Origin of the sequence: Citricoccus muralis (assembly GCF_029637705.1) — a bacterium.
Taxonomy (GTDB): Bacteria; Actinomycetota; Actinomycetes; order Actinomycetales; family Micrococcaceae; genus CmP2.
Map to the genome: position 1 here is coordinate 276,562 of NZ_CP121252.1, position 21,027 is coordinate 297,588.

Genomic DNA, 21,027 nt, shown 5'->3' on the forward strand with positions numbered 1-21,027 from the left:
CAGCCTCGCCTCGTGTCGTCTTACTATGACGGAGGAAGCTGTAACCGACCGAAAGGAGGCCGCTATGGGCCTGGGAGATAAGCTGAACGATCTGAAGAACGAGCACGGCGACAAGGTCAACGACGCTGTCGACAACGCGCAGGAGCAGCACTCCGATAAGCTGGGCGGCAACGCCGACAAGGTCAACAACGCCGTGGACGGCGCTCAGGAGAAGTTCCTGGGCGGCGACAACGACAACAAGTGATCACCCTCCGAGCCTGACTCGGAGCTGACACACCGAAGCCCGCCGGGGGAGACTCCGGCGGGCTTCTCGTTAACGACAAGAAAGAAGCCACCGTGCCCGTTCAGTTGCGCCCCGCACGCACCCAAGATGTTGCCGACATACGCGACGTCGTCGCCCCTCTGGCGCAAGAGCGCGTACTGCTCCAGAAGGAAGCGGTGGCCTACTACGAGTCGATCCAGGAATTCCTGATCGCCGAAGACACCGACACCGGGGAAACCGCCGGGTTCGGTGCCCTGCACGTGATGTGGGAAGACATCGCCGAGGTGCGCACCCTGGCCACAGCGGACTCGCACCGCGGGCGCGGGGTGGGCTCGCTGCTGCTCGAGGAACTGCTGGACCGGGCCGAGCGCCTCGGAGTGACCCGGGTGTTCTGCCTGACGTTCGAAACCGCATTCTTCACCCGTCACGGGTTCTCGGTGATGGCCAACCAAGACGCCGTCGACCCCGAGGTGTACTCCGAGCTGCTGCGCTCCGCTGATGAGGGTGTGGCCGAATTCCTCGACCTGGCCCGGGTGAAACCCAATACGCTGGGCAACACTCGGATGATTATTGACCTGGCCGCCCGGCGTGCGGCGAAAGGTCAAGAGTCCGCCGCGTCTCAACTCTAGGGTGCGTCTCGGGGCGACCGCTAGCGTGGGAGACACCCACTAACCGTGATACCGAGAGGACTGCACATGAGCACCGGAGACCGTTTCTCCAACTCTGCCGAAGAAGCCAAAGGCAAGGCCAAGCAGGCCTTCGGCGAAGCCACCGACAACGACAGCCTGAAGAACGAGGGCAAGGCCGACGAGGCCAAGGGCAGCCTGAAGAACACCTTCGAGGACCTCAAAGACAACGTTCAGGACAAGGCGAACGAGGCACTGGGCAAGGTCAACGACGCCTTCAAGAAGGACTAGTTTCTACGGGATCCTCTCCCTTGCACGCTGCCCCGGACGTTGGCCGGGGCAGCGTGGTCGTTAACTGCGCGGCAGCGAGAGCTCGTCGCCGGTGCGCTCGGCGAGCCCGTCAGCCACCAGTGAGCTGACACAGCGGTCGAACTGCGCGTCGTCCGGACTCAACGATTCCTCGACGCGCTGACGGATCGCCGTGAGCGCGGTGCCGCCGTCGTGGGAGCGCAGCAGCGCCATGATCGCCCCGCGCAGCTGACGGTCGGTGCCCGCCCACGACTGGCCCTTCGGCTGATAGTGCGCTTCCGGAGACCCCGCAACGAGCCAGGCACAGGAGGCAGACACCGGGCAGACCCGACACTGCGGAGACCGCGCGGTGCAGACCAGGGCGCCGAGCTCCATGGTGGCCGCATTCCACCGGCACGCCTGCTCCGGATCGGCCGGCATCAGCTCGGTAGCCAGAGACATTTCGGCGCGCGTGAGCGATTTTTCCGGCAGCGCCCGACCAGAAAACGCGCGGGCGTGCACCCGCCGAATATTCGTATCGACGACGACCTCGGGCTGGTCGAACGCAAAGCAAGCGATAGCAGCGGAGGTGTACTCGCCCACCCCGGGCAGCGCTTTCAGCTCGGCGGCAGTGTTCGGCACCTCGCCGTCGTGCTCGTCCATGATGGTCTGGGCGGCGGCATGCAGGCGCAGGGCCCGGCGCGGATAGCCCAACCGGCCCCAGGCGCGCAGAATCTCCGGGGACGGTTCCGCGGCGAGGTCAGCCGGGGTGGGCCAGCGCCGCATCCACTCGGTCCACACCGGCAACACCCGGGCCACCGGAGTCTGCTGCAGCATGAACTCGGAGACCATCACTCCCCAGGGCGTGCACTCATCGCGGCGCCACGGCAGGTCTCGGGCGTGCGCGTCGAACCAGCCGATGATGCGGGTGTGGGCATCCGCCACGGCGGTGGGGGTGGGGGTCTGCGGCATGGACTCCACTGTAGTTAAGCTAGAGGCATGAGCACACACAGACCGCTTCCGCCCGAGGTGTACCGCCGCCGTCGACTGGTGGTGGGTGTGGCCGCGCTGGTGCTGCTCGCCCTCGTGGTGGCCCTGGTGTTCTGGGTGGTGGCGCTGGTGCGTGGAGCCGGTAACGCCAGTGAGGAACCGGAGCCCACCGCCTCACCAAGTGCCAGCGCCGAGAGCGCCGCACCATCGGAGACAGGTGACGCTGGTAGCGCCTCCGCCGCGCCCTCGGACTCCAGCAGCGCGGAGGCGGGAGACCTGGAGGGCACCTGCACCGAAGACCAGCTCACGGTAGTGGCCTCGGCTGACGCTCGAGAGTACGGTCCCGACGAAAACCCCATCTTCGAGCTGAGTATCACCAACGACGGCGACGAGGCGTGCGATACGAACGTCGGCACCAACCAGCAGGTGTTCACGGTGACCTCCGGCTCGGACCGGATTTTCGCCACCACCGACTGCCAGGTGGACGGCACCGACCAGATGATGACCCTGGAACCGGGACAGACCGAGACCTCCCGCTTTGAATGGGACAAGGTCCGCACCCAGCCCGGCTGCGAACGCTCCGAGAACGAGCTGGGCGCGGGAACCTATCGGATCACGGTGGCTATGGGGGCGATCAGCTCCGAGCCGGTCTCCTTCTCCCTGACCGACTAGTTCGCAAAGTTACGCACGCAAGTCAGCGTGGCATCCTCGTAGTCGGCGTCCTGGTACTGCTCCAGCCCCGCCTCGTACTCCTCGAGGAGAGCTTCCGGATCATCCATGCCGTGCTCATTCGCGGTGGCGATCCACGCATCGCGTCCGGATTCCTCCACTTCGGCCGCCCACGCCTCACGGTCGGCCTCGTCCCATTCATCGAGCATCTCGACGCGTGACTCTCCCGCAAGCTCGTCGCACTGCCCGCTAGCGGCTTCGTTGAATGCGTCCACCGCGGAGCCTTCATTCAAATCCTGGGCGACCTCATCCACGATGGTCTGGAGCTCGGGGTCGAGCGTGTCGTAGGCGTCTTTGGACAGCCACATCCCGAAGGTCGAGTACTGCCCCACGCCCGGGTCGGTCCAGTAGGGGAGCAGCTCCATGAGCCGGTAGTTCACGGCGAAGTCGACGGCCGCGCCGACGGAGTCGACGATGCCGCGCTCGACGGCTTCGTAGGTCTCACTGGCCGAAAGGGCGGTGATGTTCGCCCCGGAATCCTGCAGGATGCGCTGGATGGTCGGGCCGGAGGCACGAATCCGCAGCTCGTTCAGGTCCTCGGCGCTCTCGATGGGCTCCTGGGCGCCGAAGAGCAGCCGACCCACCGGCCAGGCGGAGACGTAGTGCAGCCCCTGGTCGTCCATTCGGGCCACGGCTGGCTCATAGTCGCGGTGGATGTCATAGAGGGTCTGGGTGATGGCCTGAGAGTTCTGCCCCTGGAAGGGGATGCCGGAGACGCTCAGGGTGGGGAAGTACTGCGGCGTGTAGTCGGGAACGGTGACGCCAATATCCGCGCGGCCATCGCGCAGGCATTCCACGATCTCGGTCGCCTCGCACAGCGATTCTGGTGCGGTGCGATCGATCTCGATGCGGCCGTCACTGGCTTCCTCGAGTCGGTCCAGGAAGAGGTCCTGGACAGCGGCGTTGGGGGTTCCGGCCGTGGCGGCGGTGGCCAGCGTCAGGGTCACGGCCTCGCCGTCACCGGCGTCGTCGACGACGCCGCTGCAGGCGGTGAGGGCCAGGGCGCTGGCGGCCAGCACGCCGGTGACGCGCAGGCCGCGCCGGGTGTCTGTGGTGTTCTCGGTGGTGGTGGGGGTGGTCATGGGAGCCTCCAAAAGGTGATCAAGGGGTGAACAGGGACAGGTCGTCAGGTTTGGACCAGGGACGGAAGGAAGAGCACGACGGCGGGCACCGCGAAGAGCAGTGCGGTGATCGCGACGTCGATGAAGAAGAAGGGCAGGATCCCCTTGAACACCGTCTCGGAGCGGACATTCGAGATCCCGGCGACGACGAAGCAGTTGATGCCCACCGGCGGGGTGACCATGCCGATCTCGATCAGCTTCACGATGACGATGCCCAGCCAGATCGGGTCGAAACCGAATTCCAGGGCGATCGGCAGCAGGATCGGAACGCTGATCACCAGGATGGACAGCGACTCCAGGACCATCCCCAGCGGGATGAGGCAGAGCAGTAGCAGCGCCATGGTGAGGGTGGGCGGCAACCCGATGCCGGAGACGCCCTCGGTGATTGACTCCGGCACCTTCGCCGCGATGAAGAACGCCGAGAGCAGGGCGGAGCCGACGATGATCATGAACACCATGGCGGTGGTGGTGCTGGTGTCGTAGAGCGCCTGGCGGAAATTCGTCATCAGCGTGCGGAATCCCTCGCGACGGTTCTCCGCGACCAGCATCAGCAGGGCGGCCAAGGCGCCGATCGCGGCGGACTCGGTGGAGGTGAACAGCCCCGAGTACATCCCGCCCAACACGATGAGGAACAGCACGGCAATGCGGAACAGCCCGCGCCAGGGGAGTCGGGAGGGGTCTGCGTCCGCGGTGGGAGACGGCGGGGTGGGGGGGGGGGGGGGGGGGGGGGGGGGGGGGGGGGGGGGGGGGGGGGGGGCCCCCCCCCCCCCCCCCCCCCCCCCCCGACGGTGGCCGCGGGAGGGGCTTCTCCGCCTCCCACGCCACCGCCGGAGGCCTGGGCGAGGGCGGTCTGCAGATCATCCTTGTCGGTGGAGTAGCCGATCTTTCGGCGCCCCCAGATCATGATGTAGGCAATATAAGCAGCGGCGGAGATGACGCCGGGGATGATCCCGGCGGCGAGCATCCGGGCGATCGAGACCTGGGCGAGCACCGCATAGAGGATGAGGAACGTGCTCGGCGGGATCATCGCCCCCAGGGTGCCGGCCACCGCTACCAGCGCGGTGGCGAACGACGCCGGATAGCCGTGTTTGCGCATCTCGGCCACGGACAGCTTGGACATGGTGGCGGCCGTGCCGATCGAGGAGCCGGAGACAGCCGAGAATCCGGCGCAGGCCATCACCGTGGCGACGCCGAGCCCGCCGGGCAGATGGGCGACGAACCGGTTGGCGATGGCGAAGACTTGCTCGGCCATCTTGGCCCGCACGGCGAACATGCCCATCAGGATGAACATCGGGATGATGGTCAGCGAGTAGCTGGACACCTGGCTGAACGGGGCGGCCCCCAGCACGTTGGTAGCGTGGCCGGAGCCGTGGAGCAGGGTCAGCCCGACGGTTCCGCTGATGCCCAGGGCGAGCGCCACCGGCACCTTGGAGATCAGCAGGACGGCCAAGAGCAGCAGCACGAGAATGATGAGGGTGGTGAGTGTCATGAGGTTCTCCCCTCGGCGGGGTCGATCGGCTGGTCGCGCACCGACTTCCAGACGTTGAGCACCGCTACGAGCAGGAACGCGGCGACGCCGGCGGCCACGACCCAGCGGAAGGGGTACATCGGCCAGCGGACCAGTCCGAAGCGCTCCTCCAGACTGGCCGTGGCGTTGAGTGCCCGGAGGCTGGTCGCGTAGGTCATCCAGGTCAGGAACAGGGAAGACAACGACCAGACGGCCACGGTGATCCAGCGGTTCGCTCGTGGTCCGAGGCGGTCGGTGACCAGGGTTACCGAGACGTGGTCGTCGTTCAAGCCCGCCCAAGCGATACCAAAGAACACGGCGACGACGAGGCTCGACTCGGCGACCTCGACCATGCCCGGCAAGCTGGCGCCCGTGGTGAATCGGATGGTGACGTCCAGGGTCACCGCGATCATAAGAACCACGAGGCTCATCGCCGAGAGGATCGCCATGACGCTGGCGAGAGAATTGATGATGCGTTGCATCGTTGCCGCCTTTCCCGACGATCCCTATTCGCCGTCCCAGAAGGTGTAGGCCCTCGTGTGGTCCACGTTGCCCAGGGACTCCAGCGCCCGTCCCAATGAAGTGGAGACCGCCTCGCAGACCGGGGCGTGGTGATCCACGGCTGACTGCAACGACGCGGCGATGCGCACGTCCTTGGTCATCAGGCCCAGCGCGAAACCGGTCGCGAAGCGCTCCTGCACGATGTGCGGCTCCAGCACGTGTTCGGTCACGAAACTCTGGCCGGTCGAGGCGTTGAAGATCTGCACCATGGTGGACGCATTCAGGCCGAACCGCTGTCCGGCAATGAGTGCCTCTGAAGCCGCGGTGTAGGAGGCCGCAGCAACGAAGTTGTTCAGTGCCTTCATGGCGTGCCCGGTGCCCAGCGCCCCGGTCCGATAGATCTGGGCGCTCATCGGAGCCAGGAACACCTCTGCGCGCTCGGCGGTGGTGTCGTCGGGGGCGCCCAGCATGATCGAAAGAGTGCCGGTCTCGGCGCGCTCGCGGGCACCAGATACCGGGGCGTCGACGAGGGTCAGCCCGTGTGCGCGGAGCATCCGTCCCGTCTCCAGCGTTTCGGTCGGGTCGGAGGAGCTCATGTCGATGAGGAGGGTCTCGGTAGTCAGCGGCGCTCGTAGCTGGCCGTCGTCGGTGAACAGGGCTGAGCGGACGATAGCCGAGGTGGGGAGCATGAAAATGATGGCCTCACATCCGATGAGCCCCTCCAGGTCGGTGACGGCGGTGCCTCCGACCTGGGCAGATAGCGCCCGTGCCACCTCCGGGTTCGCATCGAGCAGGCGGACGTGGACGCCGTCGCGAATGATGTTGCTGGCCATCGGGGCACCCATGGTGCCCAGGCCGACGAATCCGACGGTGCGTGTCATCGAATAGTCCCTTCTGTGTTCTGTTCGTCCGTCAGGGACTCGACGGGAGCGCTGAGGTCGTGATTGTCGAATTCCGCCAGGACCTCCTCCAGGGCGCGGATGCCCTCGACGCCGGCGGGGATCCCGCAGTAGAGGATGGAATGCAATGCGATCTCGCGCAGCTCCAGGGCGGTCAGCCCGTTATTGATCCCACCGCGGAGGTGGATGCGTAGTTCGTGGGCCTTGCCGGTGGCGATCATCATCGCGACCGTGATCTTGCTCCGGTCCTGGATGGAGAGTCCCTCTCGCTGCCAGATGTCGCCGAAACAAGTGCGAGTGACGAACTCCTGCATCCGGTCATCTAGTTCGGTGGTGTGGTCCACCTGGTCCTGGGCACCGGCTCGACCGAACATGGCCTCGCGCTGCTGCACCCCTCGGTCGAACAGATCGTCTCGAATCACAATGGTTCTCATTTCGTTCGTTGCGTGTTGGTCTCCTCAGTCTTGAGGATGGCGGGGGCAGGTTTCTTGTGCGCAGGCGCACGAACTTGGTCTACAGGTGCAAGCGGGCCGGTACGTTAGTATGAAATAGCTCACAGTGAAGGGAGGTTGGTGCGATGACTCGCGGCACGAATACTGCGGTCATGGAAGTGAAGAATGCCGACTCCTTCTCTGCCTGGCAGGAGCTGTTGGGCAACCGGTTCGGCAGAATTGCGATCTCCACCACCGTTCCTCACTTCACCGGTCGCATCCGCAGCACCTCGATTGACGGCGCCAATCTCACGGAGATTCGGGCTGAAGCCCACCGAGTCAGCCGCACTGAGAACCTGATCGTCACCACAGACAAGCACCATCTGAAGCTTTCCCTGCTGTTGTCCGGATCCGGTGTGGTGGCCCAGGACGGACGCAGTACCACTCTGATGACCGGGGACGCGGCCATCTACGACACCAGTCGGCCCTACACCTTCACCTTCACCGAGCCAGTGCGGGCGCTGATCATGGTGTTTCCGTATGAGTTCATCGATGTGCCGCAGCGGATTCTGCGACGGGTGACGGCGGTGCGCCTCGACGGCACCACGGGGATCGGCCGACTGGTGGTGCCGTTCATGGAGCACATCGCCGCTGAGCTCGATCAGCTCGAGGGTGCCAGTGGTCGCAGGATCCTGCGCAGCGCCATCAACCTACTCGGTGTCCTGATCACCACGGGCATCGAAGAGACCGACACGGATCAGGCCGCGGCGCAGTACGCTCGACTGGAGGAGTACAAGCTGTACATCGAGCGGCATTTGGATGACCCCGAGCTCAGTTCCGAGACTATCGCCGGTGCGCACTACGTCTCCACTCGGAGTGTGCAGTATGCGTTCCAAGAATTCGGCGAGACGGTCTCGTCGTATATTCGGGTGAGACGACTCGAGCGGTGCCGACTCGATCTCGCGGACTCTGGTCTACATGAGCTATCGATCCAGCAAATTGCCTCACGGTGGGGAGTGCAGGATTCGGCGCACTTTAGCCGGATCTTCAAGTCGGCCTTCGGGATGAGCCCCAGTGCCTATCGACACAGCATGCGGCAGGAGGTCGCGGTCGTGGAGGGCTCGGCGCTTGAGCATTAACCCCCAGGTCGGCCGGGATCTGTATAATCCCAGGAGATCTGATCGAGGGGAGCGCCGATGGCAGGCAGACCCGGCGGTGCCCGGTTCCGTGATGCCGCGCGCGTTGTGGGCCGTGGAACCCAACGCTTCGCCGGAGGGCTCGGTCGACTGATTCGCCGTCGTGCTGGTATCGCTGCCACCCTCGTCGTCGCCCTGATCGTGGGCACCCTGGCCGTGTTGCACCCCGGTGTGCCCGAAACCCGCATGGACCTCAACGAGGGCGGAGTGTGGGTGACCAACACCGAGCAGGGGCTCGTGGGGCACCTGAATTATCCGGCCCAGATGTTGGACTCGGCCCTGAGCGTCTCCTCCTCGAACTTCGACATTCAGCAACACGAGCGTGACATTCTCTACACCGACTCCGCCTCCGGGGCGATGGCCACCGTGGATGTGGCCATGGCCGCGCTGACCTCCGCCACCACCGCCGACACCGATCTGCAGATCGTCCAGGGCGGGGACCAGGCGCTGATGGTCGACGCCGAGGCGGGCCGGGTGTGGGCCTCCGACGTCGCCACCGCCACCCGCACCTCGCTGACCGAAGACACCGCGCTGGAGCCCACGCTGCCCGACGCCCAGGCTGTGGTGAGCACCGAGGGGCGGGGCTATGCCGTCTCCCCGCGCACGAAAGAAATCGCCGCCATTCAGCGCGAGGGCACCGGCTACACCGTCGACGTCAAGACGGTGGGTGAGCTCTCCTCCCAGATCAGCCTCACCACGGTGGGGGACAACCTGGTGATCGCCGATCACGGACGCGGCATGCTGATCCTGCCGAACGGCGACGAGGTGCTGCTGCCCGCCGACGACGTGGTGCTACAGCAGCCCGGTCCCGAGGCGGACTCGGTGGTGCTGGCCGACGCCTGGCGATTGTACCAAGTGGACCTGCGCTCGGGAGACATTCAGGAACGCGGCGGCGAGGGGCAGTCCTCCGGCACCCCTGCCGCGCCCGCGGTGCTGGGCGGCTGCGCCTATGGGGCCTGGTCCGGGTCCGGGGCGTTCTCCCGCTGGTGCGTGGACGAGGACCGTTCCACCGAGACCACCGTGGACACCCTGGCCGACGCCGAGACCCCGGTGTTCCGGGTCAACCGCGACGTCATCGTGCTCAACGACACCGGCAACGGTTCCGTGTGGCTGCCCGACGAGGACATGGTGCTGGTGGCCGAGTGGGACGAGATCGAATCCGAGCTCGACGTCGAGACGGAAGAGGAAGACTCCCCCCAGCTGTCCCAGGAGATCGCCGAACCCGACCGGGAGGGCGACAACCAGCCGCCGATCGCCGAACCTGACCAGTTCGGGGTACGTCCGGGGCAGTCCACGCAGCTGCCGGTGCTGATGAACGACTCCGACCCGGACGGGGACCTGCTTACCGCCTCCGTGATTGACGGGCCGGCCGCGATCAGCCCGGTGCGCGGCGGGGCGGCCCTGCAGTACGACGCCCCCGACGGTGCCTCCGGTTCCTCCAGTTTCACCTATCAGGCCGCGGACGGGCGCGGCGGCACAGACACCGCCGAGGTACAGATCGACGTACATGGCTGGGATGTCAACGGTGCCCCGGAACAACGCCGGGTGCCCACCGTGGTGGTCGAAACCGGGGCCAGCACCGAGTACAACGTGTTCCCCGACTGGGTAGACCCCGATGGGGACCTGTTCTTTCTGGAGGACGTGCAGGCGCCCGAAGGGGTGCAGGTGCAGTTCCGGCAGGAGGGCACCCTGCAGATCAACGACCTCGGCTCTGACCCCGGCGTCAAGCGGATCACCGTGGTGGTCTCCGACGGCGAGAAATCCGCCGAAGGTGTGGTCAACCTGGATGTGCGTCCGGTGGGCAACATCGCCCCGGTGGCCAACGGCGACCACGTGGTGGCCCGGCAGGGCGAATCCGTGACGATTTCCCCGCTGGACAACGACACCGACGCCAATGGTGATCCGCTGCGCCTGGCCGCCGTCGAGCCCGCCCCGCCGGGCACCGACGTCACCACGAACCTGGACACCGGCACCGTCGAGTTCACCGCATCCTCCACCGGCCCCTATTACCTGGGGTACACGGTCTCGGACGGCCCCGACACCGCCACCGGGGTGATCCGGGTGGACGTGATCGGCCGCAATGAGGACTCCGAACCGGTGGCCCAAGACGACCTGGCACTGCTGCCCGAGGGCGGGCAGACCCTGGCCGCGGTGCTCAACAACGACTCCGACCCTGGTGGCGGGGTGCTGGTGGTGCAGAGCATTCAGGTGCCCGACGGCTCACCGCTGCAGGTCACCCTGGAAGACCACCACCTGCTGCGGATCCGGGCACCCCAAGGACTGAGCGAGCCCACCCGGCTCAGCTACACCGTGTCCAACGGAAGCAATGAAGCGACCGCTGATGTGCTGGTGGTGCCGGTGCCCCAGGAAGACGCCTCCGCGCCGCCGCAGCCCGAAGAGGACCGACTGAAGGTGCGCGCCGGCGACGTCGGCTCCGTGGCGGTGCTGGAGAATGACCGCTCCGTCAACGGGTTGCCCCTGCAGGTCGATGAGCACCTCGAACACGACATCCCGGAGTCAGCCGGGTTCGCGTTCGTCTCAGGGGAGACGGTGCGCTTCCGGGCGGGGCAGGAACCCGGGCTCTACCGGCTCACCTACACGGTGCGCGATGAGGCCAGAAACTTTGCCTCCTCCACGGTGACCATTGAGGTGACCGAGCCAGACGACGGCACCAACACGGCGCCGAGCCCGCAGGACGTGGTGGCCTGGTCGGTGGCCGGGCAGCAGACTCGCATCCCGGTGGCCCTGGACGGTTCCGATCCCGACGGCGACTCCGTCACCCTGGTGGGCATTCAGGAGCCGCCGTCCATGGGGCTGGTGGAGATCGGCAACCAGTCGCTGAACTACACCCCGGCGGCCAGCGCCTCCGGCACCGACACCTTCACCTTCATTGTGGAAGACCGGCTGGGCAAGCAATCCTTGGGCCGTGCCCGGGTGGGAGTGGCCCAGCCCTCGGAATCCAACCAGGCGCCCAACACCGTCAACGACACCGTGATGATCCGCCCCGGCCGCACCGTCTCCGTGGACGTGCTCGCCAACGACTCCGACCCCGACGGCGACGCCCTGGCACTGGTGGAGGACGGGCTGACCGTCTCCGAGCGCCACGCCGAGCGGGTGAGCTTGCGCAACGACCTCGTCGTCGTCTCCGCCCCCGAACAGAACGATTCGATCACCGCCGGGTACCGGGTCACCGACAACCGCGGCGGCACCTCCCAGGGCACGCTCACCGTGAACGTGGATGAGGACGCCCCGTTGCGAGCCCCGCGCGCTCAGGACGACATGGTCACCCAGGAAGACATTGCCGAGGTGGAAGCGGTCTCGGTGCCCGTGGTGGACAACGACGTCGACCCCGACGGCGACCGCGATGACCTCGAGGTGTTCACCGTGGACGACGGCGGCGTCGATGACGCTGATGATGTCACCGTGGAGGGCCAGCAGCTGATCATCCCGGTGACCGAGCAACGCCGGCTGGTGGTGTACGGGGTGCGCGATCAGGACGGGCTCGAGGGCTACGCGGTGGTCACCGTGCCCGGCTCCGAGGTGGAGCGGCCGCAGCTGGTGCCCGGCGGGGTGCAGATCCGCGCCGGCGAACAACGCACCCTGGAGCTGGCCGACCACGTCTCCGTGCGCGACGGCCGCACCGCACGGCTGATCGACTCCCACAACATCCGCACTTCCCCGGGGCTGAGCGTGGCCGAAGCCGACGACGGCGACACCGAGCTGGTGGTCACCGCCGACGAAGACTTCCAGGGGTCCTCCGGCATCACCTTCGACGTCATCGACGGCGAGGCCAGTACCGGCGAGGGCTCTGCTGATCGGGGCAGCCTGCGCGCCCGGCTCTCCCTGCCGGTTCAGGTGCTGGACGAGCAGAACTCGCCCCCGGAGTTCCGGGCCTCGCCCGTCACCGTGGCCGCTGCCGAAGACCCCGTGCAGGTCAACGTGTGCCAGATGGTCACCGACCCCGATGGCACCGACCCGGAGACTTTCGACTACCGGCTCGGCACCGTGCCCGACAACATCACCGCCTCCCTGTCCGGCTGCGTGATGTCGGTGGGACTGGACTCCCCGCAAGCCAACGGCCCGGCCGGGTCGATCGAGGTCAGCGTCGACGACGGCCACGGAGCGGTCGACGGCGCCATCCCGGTACACGTAGCCTCCTCGAACCGTCCGCTCATCCAGGTCTCCGATGCGCTGATCCCGCGCGGCATGCCGGGTGAGACCGAGACGATCGACGTCTCCGACTACACCATCAACCCGTTCCCCGGAGAAGAGCTGCGCGTGGTGGGCTCCCCGCAGGTCACCGCCGGCTCCGGCACCGTGGACGTGCAAGGCGGGAGCATCTCGGTGACGCCGTCGCCGTCGTTCTTGGGCACCATGACCGTAACCTACGTGCTCGAAGACGCCACCGCCGATCCGGACCGGCAGGTCATCGGCACCATCCGCCTCACCGTGCGCGACAAGCCCGAACCGCCCACCTCCGTGTCCGCCGAGGCGATCGGCCCGGGCACCGCGCTCGTGCGCTTCGAGGCCGGGGCGAACAACGGGGCACCGATCACCGGGTTCCAGGTGCGCACTCGCGATGGGGCGGTCACCGAATGCGCCCAAACCGAATGCACCGTGGACGGGCTGACCAACGGGGAGCGGCACAGCTTCCAGGTCACCGCCGAGAACGAGATGGGCGCCTCCGAACCCTCCGGCTGGTCCTCCGAGATCCTCGTGGACGTGCAACCCGAGCAGCCCCCGGCACCGCGCCTGGACCCGGCCGACCGGGCCGTGGATGTGACCCTGAGCCCCGGGGTATCTCAAGGGTCGCCCATCACCCACTACGAGGTGACCCTGCAGCCCGGCGGTGCCAAGCAGACCGTGCAAGCCGGCTCCGGGGCGATGACCACCCGGTTCACCGGGCTCACCAACGGGCAGAGCTACCAGGCCACCGTGCAGGCGTTCAACAATGCGGAGCGGCCGTCCGTGTCCTCCGAAACCAGCGCCGAGGCCATCCCCTTCGGTCGCCCCTCACCCGTACGCTCGGTCTCGTTGTCGCAGGGCAGCGCGGCACGGGATTCGGCCACCGTGAACGTGGGCTGGGAGTACGCCGATGGCAATGGCCGGCCGGTGCGGGGCGCCCAGATCCGGCTCTCCGACGGGCAGACCCGCACCGTCGAGCACCCGCAGAAATCCGTGCGGTTCACCGTGGAGCTCGGCACGCCCGTCTCCGCCGAGGTGATGCAGACCACCGAGTATGGGCCCTCCGAAACCCGCACCTCGGACACGGTGAGACCGCTGGGATCCCCGGCCGCGCCGTCGTCGCCCACCGTGGAGACCACCGACGTCGATGAGGTCACCGTCACCGGGGTCGAGTCCCGGGGCGGGGGCGGTTTCCGCTCGTCCGAGATCCGGCTGCAGGTACGCAACGCCTCCGGCAACTGGGTGAAGTACTCCCCGGGCATGACCCTGAAGGGCTTCACGGTGGGCGAGCGGGCCACCGTGCGGGCGCGCGCCGTCGGCGTGGCCGAGGGCACCCAAGCGGTGTCGGAGACCTCCCAAGGCACCTCCGCCGAGCGCGTGTATTCCACCCCGGGTACCCTGGCCGTGAACTCCTCCGCGCGCTCCGATGATCAGATTGTGCTGCGCGCTGATCGCTCCGGATCCGAGCGTGGCCGGACCATCACCCGGATCGAGTCCGATGTGCGCCACGGCGTGGTTGAACAAGACGGCGGGGCGGACAGTCAGAAATTCATCGCCCGGGCCCGGCCGGGTGAGCGCATCGACGTGCGGCTGCGCGCCTGTGATGCGGACGACAACTGCTCGGCCTGGACCACCTACCAGGAGCAGGTGCCCCCGGAACTGCTGCTGGGGCTGGACACCTGCCGCCGCAGCGATGACGGCTACGACGACGACCATTGCCGCCGGATCACCATCAGCTACCAGAACGTCGAGCGCGCAGGCGACCGGGTGACCTGCACCTACCGTCCCGATTGGATGCCCTGGGAGCTTCCTGACGAAGACAACGGTGACGGCGACAGCGGAGATGATGCTGAACCGGAGGACGGCCCCACCGGTGACCCGGAATCGCAGTCCACGCGTCTGCGGCTGGACCGCGACGGCGTCGGCGAGGACACCCCGGGCTGGCTCACCGATGAGACCGACCGCGACCGGTTCCGTAACTGGGCCCTGAACGGTTCCTCCCCGAGGATTTACTGTGACTAGACAGCACCAACAGAACGGAACGAACAGATGGCACTGAGCGAAGCAGAAGCACGGGAGTTCGCCGCACTGTACGCGGGCCTGGTGGACAATGTCTCCACCGCGCTGCTCGGCAAGACCTCGGTGATCCGGTTGTCGCTGACCTGCCTGTTCGCCGGCGGGCACCTGCTGCTGGAGGATGCACCCGGCACCGGCAAAACAGCGCTGGCCCGCGCCATCGCCGCCACCGTGGCCGCCCCGGGATCCCGCATTCAGTTCACCCCCGACATGCTGCCCTCCGACATTACCGGGGTGACCATCTTCGACCAGGAGACCCGGGGCTGGGACTTCCACCACGGGCCCATCTTCGCCTCCATTGTGCTGGCCGATGAGATCAACCGGGCCTCACCGAAAACCCAGTCGGCACTGCTGGAAGTGATGGAGGAATCGCAGGTCACCGTGGACGGGCGCACCTACGCCACCCCGCAACCCTTCATGGTGGTCGCCACCCAGAACCCGGTGGAGCAGGCCGGCACGTACCGGTTGCCCGAGGCCCAGCTGGACCGGTTCCTGATGAAAACCTCGGTGGGCTTCCCCGACCGTGAGCACGTGGTCGAGGCGCTGCAGGGGGCGGCCGCCCCGGACCGCTCCAAGAACCTGGCCCCGGTGACCGACGGCCCCACGGTGCTGGAATGGTCGCAGCGCGTGGCCGAAACCTACGCCGACCGCGCCGTCGTCGACTATGTGGCCGCGCTCGCCGAAGCCACCCGCGACTCCGCCCACACCCAGCTCGGGGTGTCCATGCGCGGGGCGATCGGGATGATGCGCTGCGCCCGGGTGTGGGCTGCCGCCCAGGGGCGCGCCTATGTGCTGCCCGACGACGTCAAAGCGCTGGCCAAGCCGGTGTGGGGGCACCGGATCACCCTCGAACCCGATGCTGCGTTCAGTGGGGTCACCACCTCCCAGGTGATCAGCGAGGCGCTCGATACGGTGGTGCCCCCGAGCCGAGGCGAGGAATGACCGGCCGCTCCGCCCGGTTCCTCCCCACCGCCGCCGGGGCGCTCAGCCTGGCCGGCCTCGTCGTCGGGATCCTGCTCGCGCTCGTCTGGAACTGGGAGGGCGGCGCGGTGATGGCGCTGATTCTGGCCGGGTGCTGGCTGTGCGGGATCGTCATGGTGTTCCGCACGGTGTCGTACCGCGTGGAGATCGCACCCGACGCCGCCCGCGTGGTGGTGGGGCGCGACTGCGACGCCGTGGTGACCGTGCACGCCGGCCGGCAAGCGAACCCGCCCACGGTGCTGCAGATCCCGGTGGGGGAGTCCACCGCCGCGGTGCCCGTGCCGCGCCTGCGCCCCGGGCAGATCTGGCGGCACTCTATCGCTCTGCCCACCCACCGCCGCCAGGTGCTGACCCTGGGCCCGGCCACCGCTGTGCGCGCCGACCCGCTGCAGCTGATGACCCGCACCACCGTGGTGTCGGACGCCGTGCAGATCTACGTGCACCCCACCACCGTGCTGCCCGGCTACGACGCCACCGGGTTGCTGCGCGATATCGAGGGCGTGCAGGCGCCCCGGCTCTCGCCGTCGGATGTCTCCTTCCACGCCCTGCGCGACTACGTTCCCGGCGATGACCGCCGCTACATCCACTGGCCCACCACCGCGCGCACCGGGCGGATGATGGTGCGCCAATTCGAGGAGACCCGCCGCTTCCAGCACGCCGTGCTGCTCGACACCCGCTGGGAGTCTTATCGTGGGTCCTCGTCGCGGCGCGGGGCGCGGGAAGCCGCTGAATTGGCGGTGTCCATGGCGATCTCGGTGGGGCTCGACGCCGTCCACCAGGACCGTGAGGTCGGTGTGTGGCTGACCCGCGGAGCCCCGCTGCCGGTGGCCAGCGCCCGGACCCTGCTCGACGCCGCCGCCGAGGTGGAATTCGTGGAAGACGACGACGGCGCCCGCACCGGGTCGACCGCGACCTCAACCAGCACGGAGAGCCTGGCCGAGAGCGTGCACCGGATCCTGCGCGAACAGCCCCAGGTCTCCGCCGTCACCGTGTTCACCGGGTCCGGGGTGGACACCGAGCAGTTGCGCCGCGCCGCCCAGCGCATCCCGGTCACCGCCACCGGGCTGCTCGTGCAGACCCTGGCCCCCGCCGACGCCGACCGGCTGAGCCGGTTCCAGCTCGAGCACGCCCACGGGGTGCGCACCGGGCAGCTGCGCGACCTGCTGCGCATCGCCGAGGTCGTGCGATGACGCCGCGGTTCGGGCTGCGGGAAGCGGTGGGCACCTTGGTCCTGCTGGCACTGATGGTGCCCGGCATCGTCGCCCACGAGCCCGTGTTCAGCGACGGCTCCGGGCTGCGCGCCGCCGGCTGGGGCGTCGGACTGGGCCTGGCGGTGGCGGTGGCCGCCCGCACCTTCGCCTGGCGCTGGTGGTCCACCCTGGCCGTCACCGTGCTCGTCTACCTCGGTTTCGGCGCGGTCTCCGCCCTGCCCGACACCGCGGTGGCCGGGGTGCTGCCCTCCGTGGAAACCGTGCAGCTGCTGGTGCTGCAGGTGGTGCACTCTTGGAAGGACCTACTCACCCTGGTGCCCCCGGCCGGTGCCTTCCTCGGTCCGGCCGTGCTGCCCTACGTCACGGGCCTGATCACCGGGGTGCTCGGCGGACTCGCCGTGGTCTCCGGGCGCTGGCTGCTGGCCAGCCTGGCCCCCGTCGCGCTCTACCTGGTGGGTGCGGCCTGGTCGGTGCCGCTCACCGGCGCCGAACCATGGTGGGCGCTCGCCGGCACCGTGGCCATGCTCATCTGGTGGGCGCTCAGCTCTGCCTGGGACCGCGCGGAGTCCGACCCCAACCCGCAGCACCGCGCCCGCGGCGAAGCCGAACAGAGAATCCGGCGTCGAGCCCGCACCCGCACGCTCACCTCTGCCGCACTCGTGCTCACCCTCAGCGCGCTCCTCGCCGTGCCCCTGGCTTCGGTGCTGGTGAACGCCGGGGAGCGCACCGTGCTGCGCAGCTACCTGGCCCCGCCGCTGAGCGTCCAGGAACGGGCCACCCCGCTGCAGCAGTACCGTCACCTCAACGCCCAGCTCGCCGACGAGCCGCTGCTGCGCGTCACCGGCCTGCCCGAGGACGCTCGGGTGCGCATCGCCACCATGGACCACTACGACGGCGTCCAGTGGGGCATCGCCGAACCCGCCGAGGGCGAAGGGTTCTTCCAGGTGGGCGAAACCCTGCCCGAGGTCCCCTCCGATGTACCCGACGGGGCCCGCCAGCCCGTCGACGTCGAGGTGGAACAGCTGCGCCGCGTGGACGGCTGGCTGCCCAGTGTGGGCCACCCCGAGCAGATCACGCTCGACGACGAAGCGACCGCCGCCGCCCTGTTCTACGACCCCACCCTGCAGTCGCTGCTCACCACCGCCGCGACCGATACCGAGCCGCACTATCACCTGCAGGGCTGGACCGAACCGCAGTGGAGTGAAGGTCAGCTCTCCGGGCGCTCCTTAGGCTCGGCCCAGCTGCCTGAACCGGAGCAGGTGCCCTCCTCGTTGCCCGCCCTGGCCGCGGAGATCACCTCCGCCGTCTCCACCCCGCTGGAGCAGGCCCGCGCCCTGGAACAGTACTTCCACTCCACCGGCTACTATGCCAACTCCACCGAGAACCCGTCCCGCCCTGGTCACGCCGCCGAACGGATTGCCCGACTCATCGACGCCGAGCAGATGATCGGCGACGACGAACAGTACGCCACCGCCATGGCCCTGGCCGCCCGCTCCCTGGGGATGCCGGCCCGCGTGGTGATGGGCGCCTACCCGGACCCCGATGCGGCCACGGGTGCTGACACCATCACCCTGCACGGCCGCGACCTGTACGTGTGGGTGGAGATCCCGTTCGACGGCGCCGGCTGGGTGGCGTTCGACCCGACGCCGCCGCGGGACCAGACTCCGCAGACCGAGATCCCCGAGCCCCGGCAGGTACCCCGCCCCCAGGTGCTGCAACCCCCGGAACCGCCTCAGGAGCCCCCGGAACTGCCGGCCGATCTGCGCGACGAGGAGAACCCGGACCCGCTGCCGCCCGAGCAACCGCTGCCCTGGGGGCTGATCGCCGGGATCTCCGGGTTCCTGCTGTTGTTGTTGCTGCCGCTGCTTGGCGTGCCCCTGTACAAGGTGTGGCGTCGGCGTCGTCGTCGGCAAGCTACCGGCCGGCTCGGGGTGCGCCACGCCTGGACCGAGGTCACCGACTATGCTGTCGACGTCGGGATCGCCGTGCCGCGGTCGGCCACCGTGCTCGAATCGGCGGGAGTCATTGACGACGCCGCCACCGGCACCGAGGGTGCGGTCACCGAACTGGCCCGCACCGTGGGCCGGGCCGAGTTCTCCGGCACCGACGCCGACACTGATTCAGGGACAGACGCAGAGGACCCCAGTCGTCAGGCGTGGGAACTGGCCGAGCGCAGCTACCGTGGCCTGCAACCGGCCGGGTGGCTGGCCCGGCACCGCAGCCGGATGTCCTGGCGCTCGCTGGTGCGACGCCGGAAGGAGAGACGATGAGCCGCACGAGTCGGACCAGCCCGCCCGCAGGCGCCCAGCCGGGGCCGCAGATTCCCGGGTACACCTGGACTCAGCCGCTGGGTCGGGGCGGCAGCGCTGAAGTGCACCGGTATCGGCAGCACCATCCGGAGCGCGACGTCGCCGTCAAAACCCTGCGCCCCGATGCCGGGGGCGGGGCCGAAGCGATGTTGCGCCGCGAAGCCAACGTGCTCGCCCAGGTGTCGAGTCACCCGGGAGTGGTGTCCCTGTTCGCCTCCGGGGAGACCGCTCAGGGGCTACCCTGGCTGGCCCTGGAATACTGCGCCGGGCCGCTGTGGCACCGGGACCAGCAACCGCTGGCCCTTTCGGAGGCACTGCGCACCGGGGTGATCCTCGCCGGGGCGCTGGCCACCGTGCACGCGGTGGGTATCGTGCACCGCGATGTGAAGCCCGCCAATGTGCTGCGCACCGCTTTCGGCCAGCCCGTGCTCTCCGATTTCGGGATCTCGGGGATGGCCGGGATGCCGGTGCGCTACGGTGACGGCGGATTCTCCGTGCCCTGGGCCGCCCCCGAAGTCCACCGTGCGGCCCAGGACGCCCGCGCCGAGCAGCGCCTCTCCGCCGCCCAGGATGTGTATTCCGCCGGCGCCACCCTGTGGACCTGGCTGGTCGGGCGCTCGCCCTTCGAGCGCCCCGGGGCCGACAACTCTTCTGAGGCGCTGACCGAGCGGATTCTGCGCGACCCGGTGCCCTCCACCGGGCGCCGCGAGGTGCCGCGCAGCCTGGAGACCCTGCTGGCCCAGGCCATGTCCGCCGACCCGCTGCAGCGCCCCACCGCCGCAGATGTCGGCAGGCGGCTGCAGCAGATCCAGCGTGAGCTCGATCTGCCCGTCACCACCCTGGACCTGCACGCTGACCCCGCTGACTCACCCACCGCGTCCAACGCGCCGCTGGCCGAGCCGGACGACGACCGCACCCTCACCCCCGCCGACCTGGCGCGGATGGCCCCACCAACACCACTCGATGACGACGACGATCGCACCGTGGTCCCGAGCACCCCGTCCGCGCTCGACGAGTCCTTCGGCTTCTCACAGCACGACTCGTTGCAGCACTCCGGCCTACCCCGCGAGCAGCCGGCCCCGGCCGCATCCACGACCGCGGGCACCACGGGGGCGCCGCCCCGCTCGCGAGCGGGCTGGTGGGGCATCGGCCTCGTCATCGTGGCCGCCCTGGTGCTGGGCGGCGCGCTGGTCACGACCATGCTGCGCGGCGGCGGCTGGACCCAGGCTCCCGAAGTCGAAGAACCGGAACCCTCCGCGCAGGGACCCATGGTGGAGTCCGTGCCTGGGGTGAGTCAGCTGGTGCTGGAAGCATCCGACGGCTCCATCGTGGCCACCTGGACCGCGCCGGAACAACTGCCCGAAATCACCGGAGCCACGTACGGCTATCAGGTGCAGCGCAGCGGGCTGGAAACCATTGATCAGACGACGTCGCAGACCACCGTGCGGTTCCCCGCGGCCGAAGGGTCCAACTGCATCGAGGTGTGGGTCCGCGGCGCCGACGGCCGCACCTCGCCGTCGGTCTCGGAGTGCATCACTCCTTAGTTGGGGCCCGCCGGCGGGCTCCCCGCACCGTCGTCGTCTGGGAGCCGATGGTCCAGACGACCACCGCTATCACCATCCACCAGAGCACGAGCAGCCCGAGAATGACAGCGGGCGTCCGGCGTCGCGGCGGTGTTGCTTCAGGTGACAGGGTGCTTCCAGCTGTCATCCGTC

At 68.4% G+C, this 21,027-nt stretch carries 18 protein-coding genes; 10 read left to right on the plus strand and 8 right to left on the minus strand.

The window, feature by feature from the left end; translation table 11 throughout:
* The first annotated feature begins 64 nt into the window (after positions 1-64).
* The 3 genes from P8192_RS01225 to P8192_RS01235 all read left to right on the plus strand — a co-directional run bounded on the left by P8192_RS01225 (position 65) and on the right by P8192_RS01235 (position 1,179).
* Positions 65-244 (plus strand): Rv0909 family putative TA system antitoxin, encoded by a 180-nt coding sequence (locus P8192_RS01225; protein ID WP_278157868.1) that lies wholly within the window; start codon positions 65-67, stop codon positions 242-244.
* Positions 245-336: 92 nt separating this feature from the next.
* Positions 337-891, plus strand: a complete 555-nt coding sequence (locus P8192_RS01230) for an amino-acid N-acetyltransferase (protein WP_278157869.1) — start codon at positions 337-339, stop codon at positions 889-891.
* A 66-nt stretch (positions 892-957) separates the two neighbouring features.
* The gene (locus P8192_RS01235; protein ID WP_270106623.1) at positions 958-1,179 is read left to right on the plus strand and encodes a CsbD family protein; all 222 of its coding nucleotides are present in this window, start codon (positions 958-960) and stop codon (positions 1,177-1,179) included.
* A 60-nt stretch (positions 1,180-1,239) separates the two neighbouring features.
* On the opposite strand, the gene P8192_RS01240 is transcribed toward P8192_RS01235, so the two are convergent.
* Positions 1,240-2,148, minus strand: coding sequence for an A/G-specific adenine glycosylase (locus P8192_RS01240; protein ID WP_278157870.1), 909 nt, complete (start codon positions 2,146-2,148; stop codon positions 1,240-1,242).
* 27 nt (positions 2,149-2,175) lie between these two features.
* Between P8192_RS01240 and P8192_RS01245 the strand changes: the two genes are divergently transcribed.
* The gene (locus P8192_RS01245; protein WP_278157871.1) at positions 2,176-2,838 is read left to right on the plus strand and encodes a hypothetical protein; all 663 of its coding nucleotides are present in this window, start codon (positions 2,176-2,178) and stop codon (positions 2,836-2,838) included.
* Here the strand turns inward: P8192_RS01245 and P8192_RS01250 are convergent.
* The 6 genes from P8192_RS01250 to P8192_RS01275 are packed head-to-tail and all read right to left on the minus strand — an operon-like array spanning position 2,835 to position 7,345.
* The gene (locus P8192_RS01250; RefSeq protein WP_278157872.1) at positions 2,835-3,977 is read right to left on the minus strand and encodes a TRAP transporter substrate-binding protein; all 1,143 of its coding nucleotides are present in this window, start codon (positions 3,975-3,977) and stop codon (positions 2,835-2,837) included. The genes P8192_RS01245 and P8192_RS01250 overlap by 4 nt on opposite strands.
* 44 nt (positions 3,978-4,021) lie before the next feature.
* Entirely contained in the window at positions 4,022-4,654 is a 633-nt protein-coding gene (locus tag P8192_RS01255) for a TRAP transporter large permease subunit (RefSeq protein ID WP_278157873.1), read from the minus strand.
* Positions 4,564-5,505, minus strand: a complete 942-nt coding sequence (locus tag P8192_RS01260) for a TRAP transporter large permease subunit (protein ID WP_278157874.1) — start codon at positions 5,503-5,505, stop codon at positions 4,564-4,566. The genes P8192_RS01255 and P8192_RS01260 overlap by 91 nt, the downstream gene beginning before the upstream one ends.
* Positions 5,502-6,005, minus strand: a complete 504-nt coding sequence (locus P8192_RS01265; protein ID WP_278157875.1) for a TRAP transporter small permease — start codon at positions 6,003-6,005, stop codon at positions 5,502-5,504. The genes P8192_RS01260 and P8192_RS01265 overlap by 4 nt, the downstream gene beginning before the upstream one ends.
* A 24-nt stretch (positions 6,006-6,029) precedes the next feature.
* Positions 6,030-6,905: an NAD(P)-dependent oxidoreductase gene (locus P8192_RS01270; RefSeq protein ID WP_278157876.1), complete on the minus strand. Its 876-nt coding sequence runs from the start codon at positions 6,903-6,905 to the stop codon at positions 6,030-6,032.
* Positions 6,902-7,345, minus strand: a complete 444-nt coding sequence (locus P8192_RS01275; protein WP_278157878.1) for a carboxymuconolactone decarboxylase family protein — start codon at positions 7,343-7,345, stop codon at positions 6,902-6,904. The genes P8192_RS01270 and P8192_RS01275 overlap by 4 nt, the downstream gene beginning before the upstream one ends.
* Before the next feature lie 182 nt (positions 7,346-7,527).
* On the opposite strand from P8192_RS01275, the gene P8192_RS01280 reads away from it, so the two are divergent.
* The 6 genes from P8192_RS01280 to P8192_RS01305 are packed head-to-tail and all read left to right on the plus strand — an operon-like array spanning position 7,528 to position 20,856.
* Positions 7,528-8,493 carry a helix-turn-helix domain-containing protein gene (locus P8192_RS01280; protein ID WP_278157879.1) on the plus strand — a complete coding sequence of 322 codons (966 nt, stop codon included), beginning with the start codon at positions 7,528-7,530 and terminating at the stop codon, positions 8,491-8,493.
* 57 nt (positions 8,494-8,550) lie between these two features.
* Positions 8,551-14,757 (plus strand): Ig-like domain-containing protein, encoded by a 6,207-nt coding sequence (locus P8192_RS01285; RefSeq protein WP_278157880.1) that lies wholly within the window; start codon positions 8,551-8,553, stop codon positions 14,755-14,757.
* Between the two features lie 27 nt (positions 14,758-14,784).
* Positions 14,785-15,753 (plus strand): AAA family ATPase, encoded by a 969-nt coding sequence (locus P8192_RS01290; protein ID WP_270106619.1) that lies wholly within the window; start codon positions 14,785-14,787, stop codon positions 15,751-15,753.
* Positions 15,750-16,982: a DUF58 domain-containing protein gene (locus P8192_RS01295; RefSeq protein ID WP_278157881.1), complete on the plus strand. Its 1,233-nt coding sequence runs from the start codon at positions 15,750-15,752 to the stop codon at positions 16,980-16,982. The genes P8192_RS01290 and P8192_RS01295 overlap by 4 nt, the downstream gene beginning before the upstream one ends.
* The gene (locus P8192_RS01300; RefSeq protein ID WP_278157883.1) at positions 16,979-19,273 is read left to right on the plus strand and encodes a transglutaminase domain-containing protein; all 2,295 of its coding nucleotides are present in this window, start codon (positions 16,979-16,981) and stop codon (positions 19,271-19,273) included. Before P8192_RS01295 ends, P8192_RS01300 begins: the two co-directional genes overlap by 4 nt.
* On the plus strand, positions 19,270-20,856 hold the full coding sequence (locus tag P8192_RS01305; protein ID WP_278157885.1) for a serine/threonine-protein kinase: 1,587 nt from the start codon (positions 19,270-19,272) through the stop codon (positions 20,854-20,856). Before P8192_RS01300 ends, P8192_RS01305 begins: the two co-directional genes overlap by 4 nt.
* On the opposite strand, the gene P8192_RS01310 is transcribed toward P8192_RS01305, so the two are convergent.
* Positions 20,846-21,022, minus strand: a complete 177-nt coding sequence (locus tag P8192_RS01310; protein ID WP_278157886.1) for a hypothetical protein — start codon at positions 21,020-21,022, stop codon at positions 20,846-20,848. The two genes, P8192_RS01305 and P8192_RS01310, sit on opposite strands and share 11 nt — an antisense overlap.
* Positions 21,023-21,027 lie beyond the last annotated feature (5 nt).

What these genes read in the sequence shown, in the direction of transcription:
- P8192_RS01300 (WP_278157883.1), top strand. Translation starts at nt 16,979, where the DNA reads ATGACGCCGCGGTTCGGGCTGCGGGAAGCGGTGGGCACCTTGGTCCTG.
- P8192_RS01245 (WP_278157871.1), top strand. Translation starts at nt 2,176, where the DNA reads ATGAGCACACACAGACCGCTTCCGCCCGAGGTGTACCGCCGCCGTCGA.
- P8192_RS01270 (WP_278157876.1), bottom strand. Translation starts at nt 6,905, where the DNA reads ATGACACGCACCGTCGGATTCGTCGGCCTGGGCACCATGGGTGCCCCG.
- P8192_RS01305 (WP_278157885.1), top strand. Translation starts at nt 19,270, where the DNA reads ATGAGCCGCACGAGTCGGACCAGCCCGCCCGCAGGCGCCCAGCCGGGG.
- P8192_RS01290 (WP_270106619.1), top strand. Translation starts at nt 14,785, where the DNA reads ATGGCACTGAGCGAAGCAGAAGCACGGGAGTTCGCCGCACTGTACGCG.
- P8192_RS01225 (WP_278157868.1), top strand. Translation starts at nt 65, where the DNA reads ATGGGCCTGGGAGATAAGCTGAACGATCTGAAGAACGAGCACGGCGAC.
- P8192_RS01265 (WP_278157875.1), bottom strand. Translation starts at nt 6,005, where the DNA reads ATGCAACGCATCATCAATTCTCTCGCCAGCGTCATGGCGATCCTCTCG.
- P8192_RS01260 (WP_278157874.1), bottom strand. Translation starts at nt 5,505, where the DNA reads ATGACACTCACCACCCTCATCATTCTCGTGCTGCTGCTCTTGGCCGTC.
- P8192_RS01235 (WP_270106623.1), top strand. Translation starts at nt 958, where the DNA reads ATGAGCACCGGAGACCGTTTCTCCAACTCTGCCGAAGAAGCCAAAGGC.
- P8192_RS01280 (WP_278157879.1), top strand. Translation starts at nt 7,528, where the DNA reads ATGGAAGTGAAGAATGCCGACTCCTTCTCTGCCTGGCAGGAGCTGTTG.
- P8192_RS01285 (WP_278157880.1), top strand. Translation starts at nt 8,551, where the DNA reads ATGGCAGGCAGACCCGGCGGTGCCCGGTTCCGTGATGCCGCGCGCGTT.
- P8192_RS01295 (WP_278157881.1), top strand. Translation starts at nt 15,750, where the DNA reads ATGACCGGCCGCTCCGCCCGGTTCCTCCCCACCGCCGCCGGGGCGCTC.
- P8192_RS01250 (WP_278157872.1), bottom strand. Translation starts at nt 3,977, where the DNA reads ATGACCACCCCCACCACCACCGAGAACACCACAGACACCCGGCGCGGC.
- P8192_RS01240 (WP_278157870.1), bottom strand. Translation starts at nt 2,148, where the DNA reads ATGCCGCAGACCCCCACCCCCACCGCCGTGGCGGATGCCCACACCCGC.
- P8192_RS01310 (WP_278157886.1), bottom strand. Translation starts at nt 21,022, where the DNA reads ATGACAGCTGGAAGCACCCTGTCACCTGAAGCAACACCGCCGCGACGC.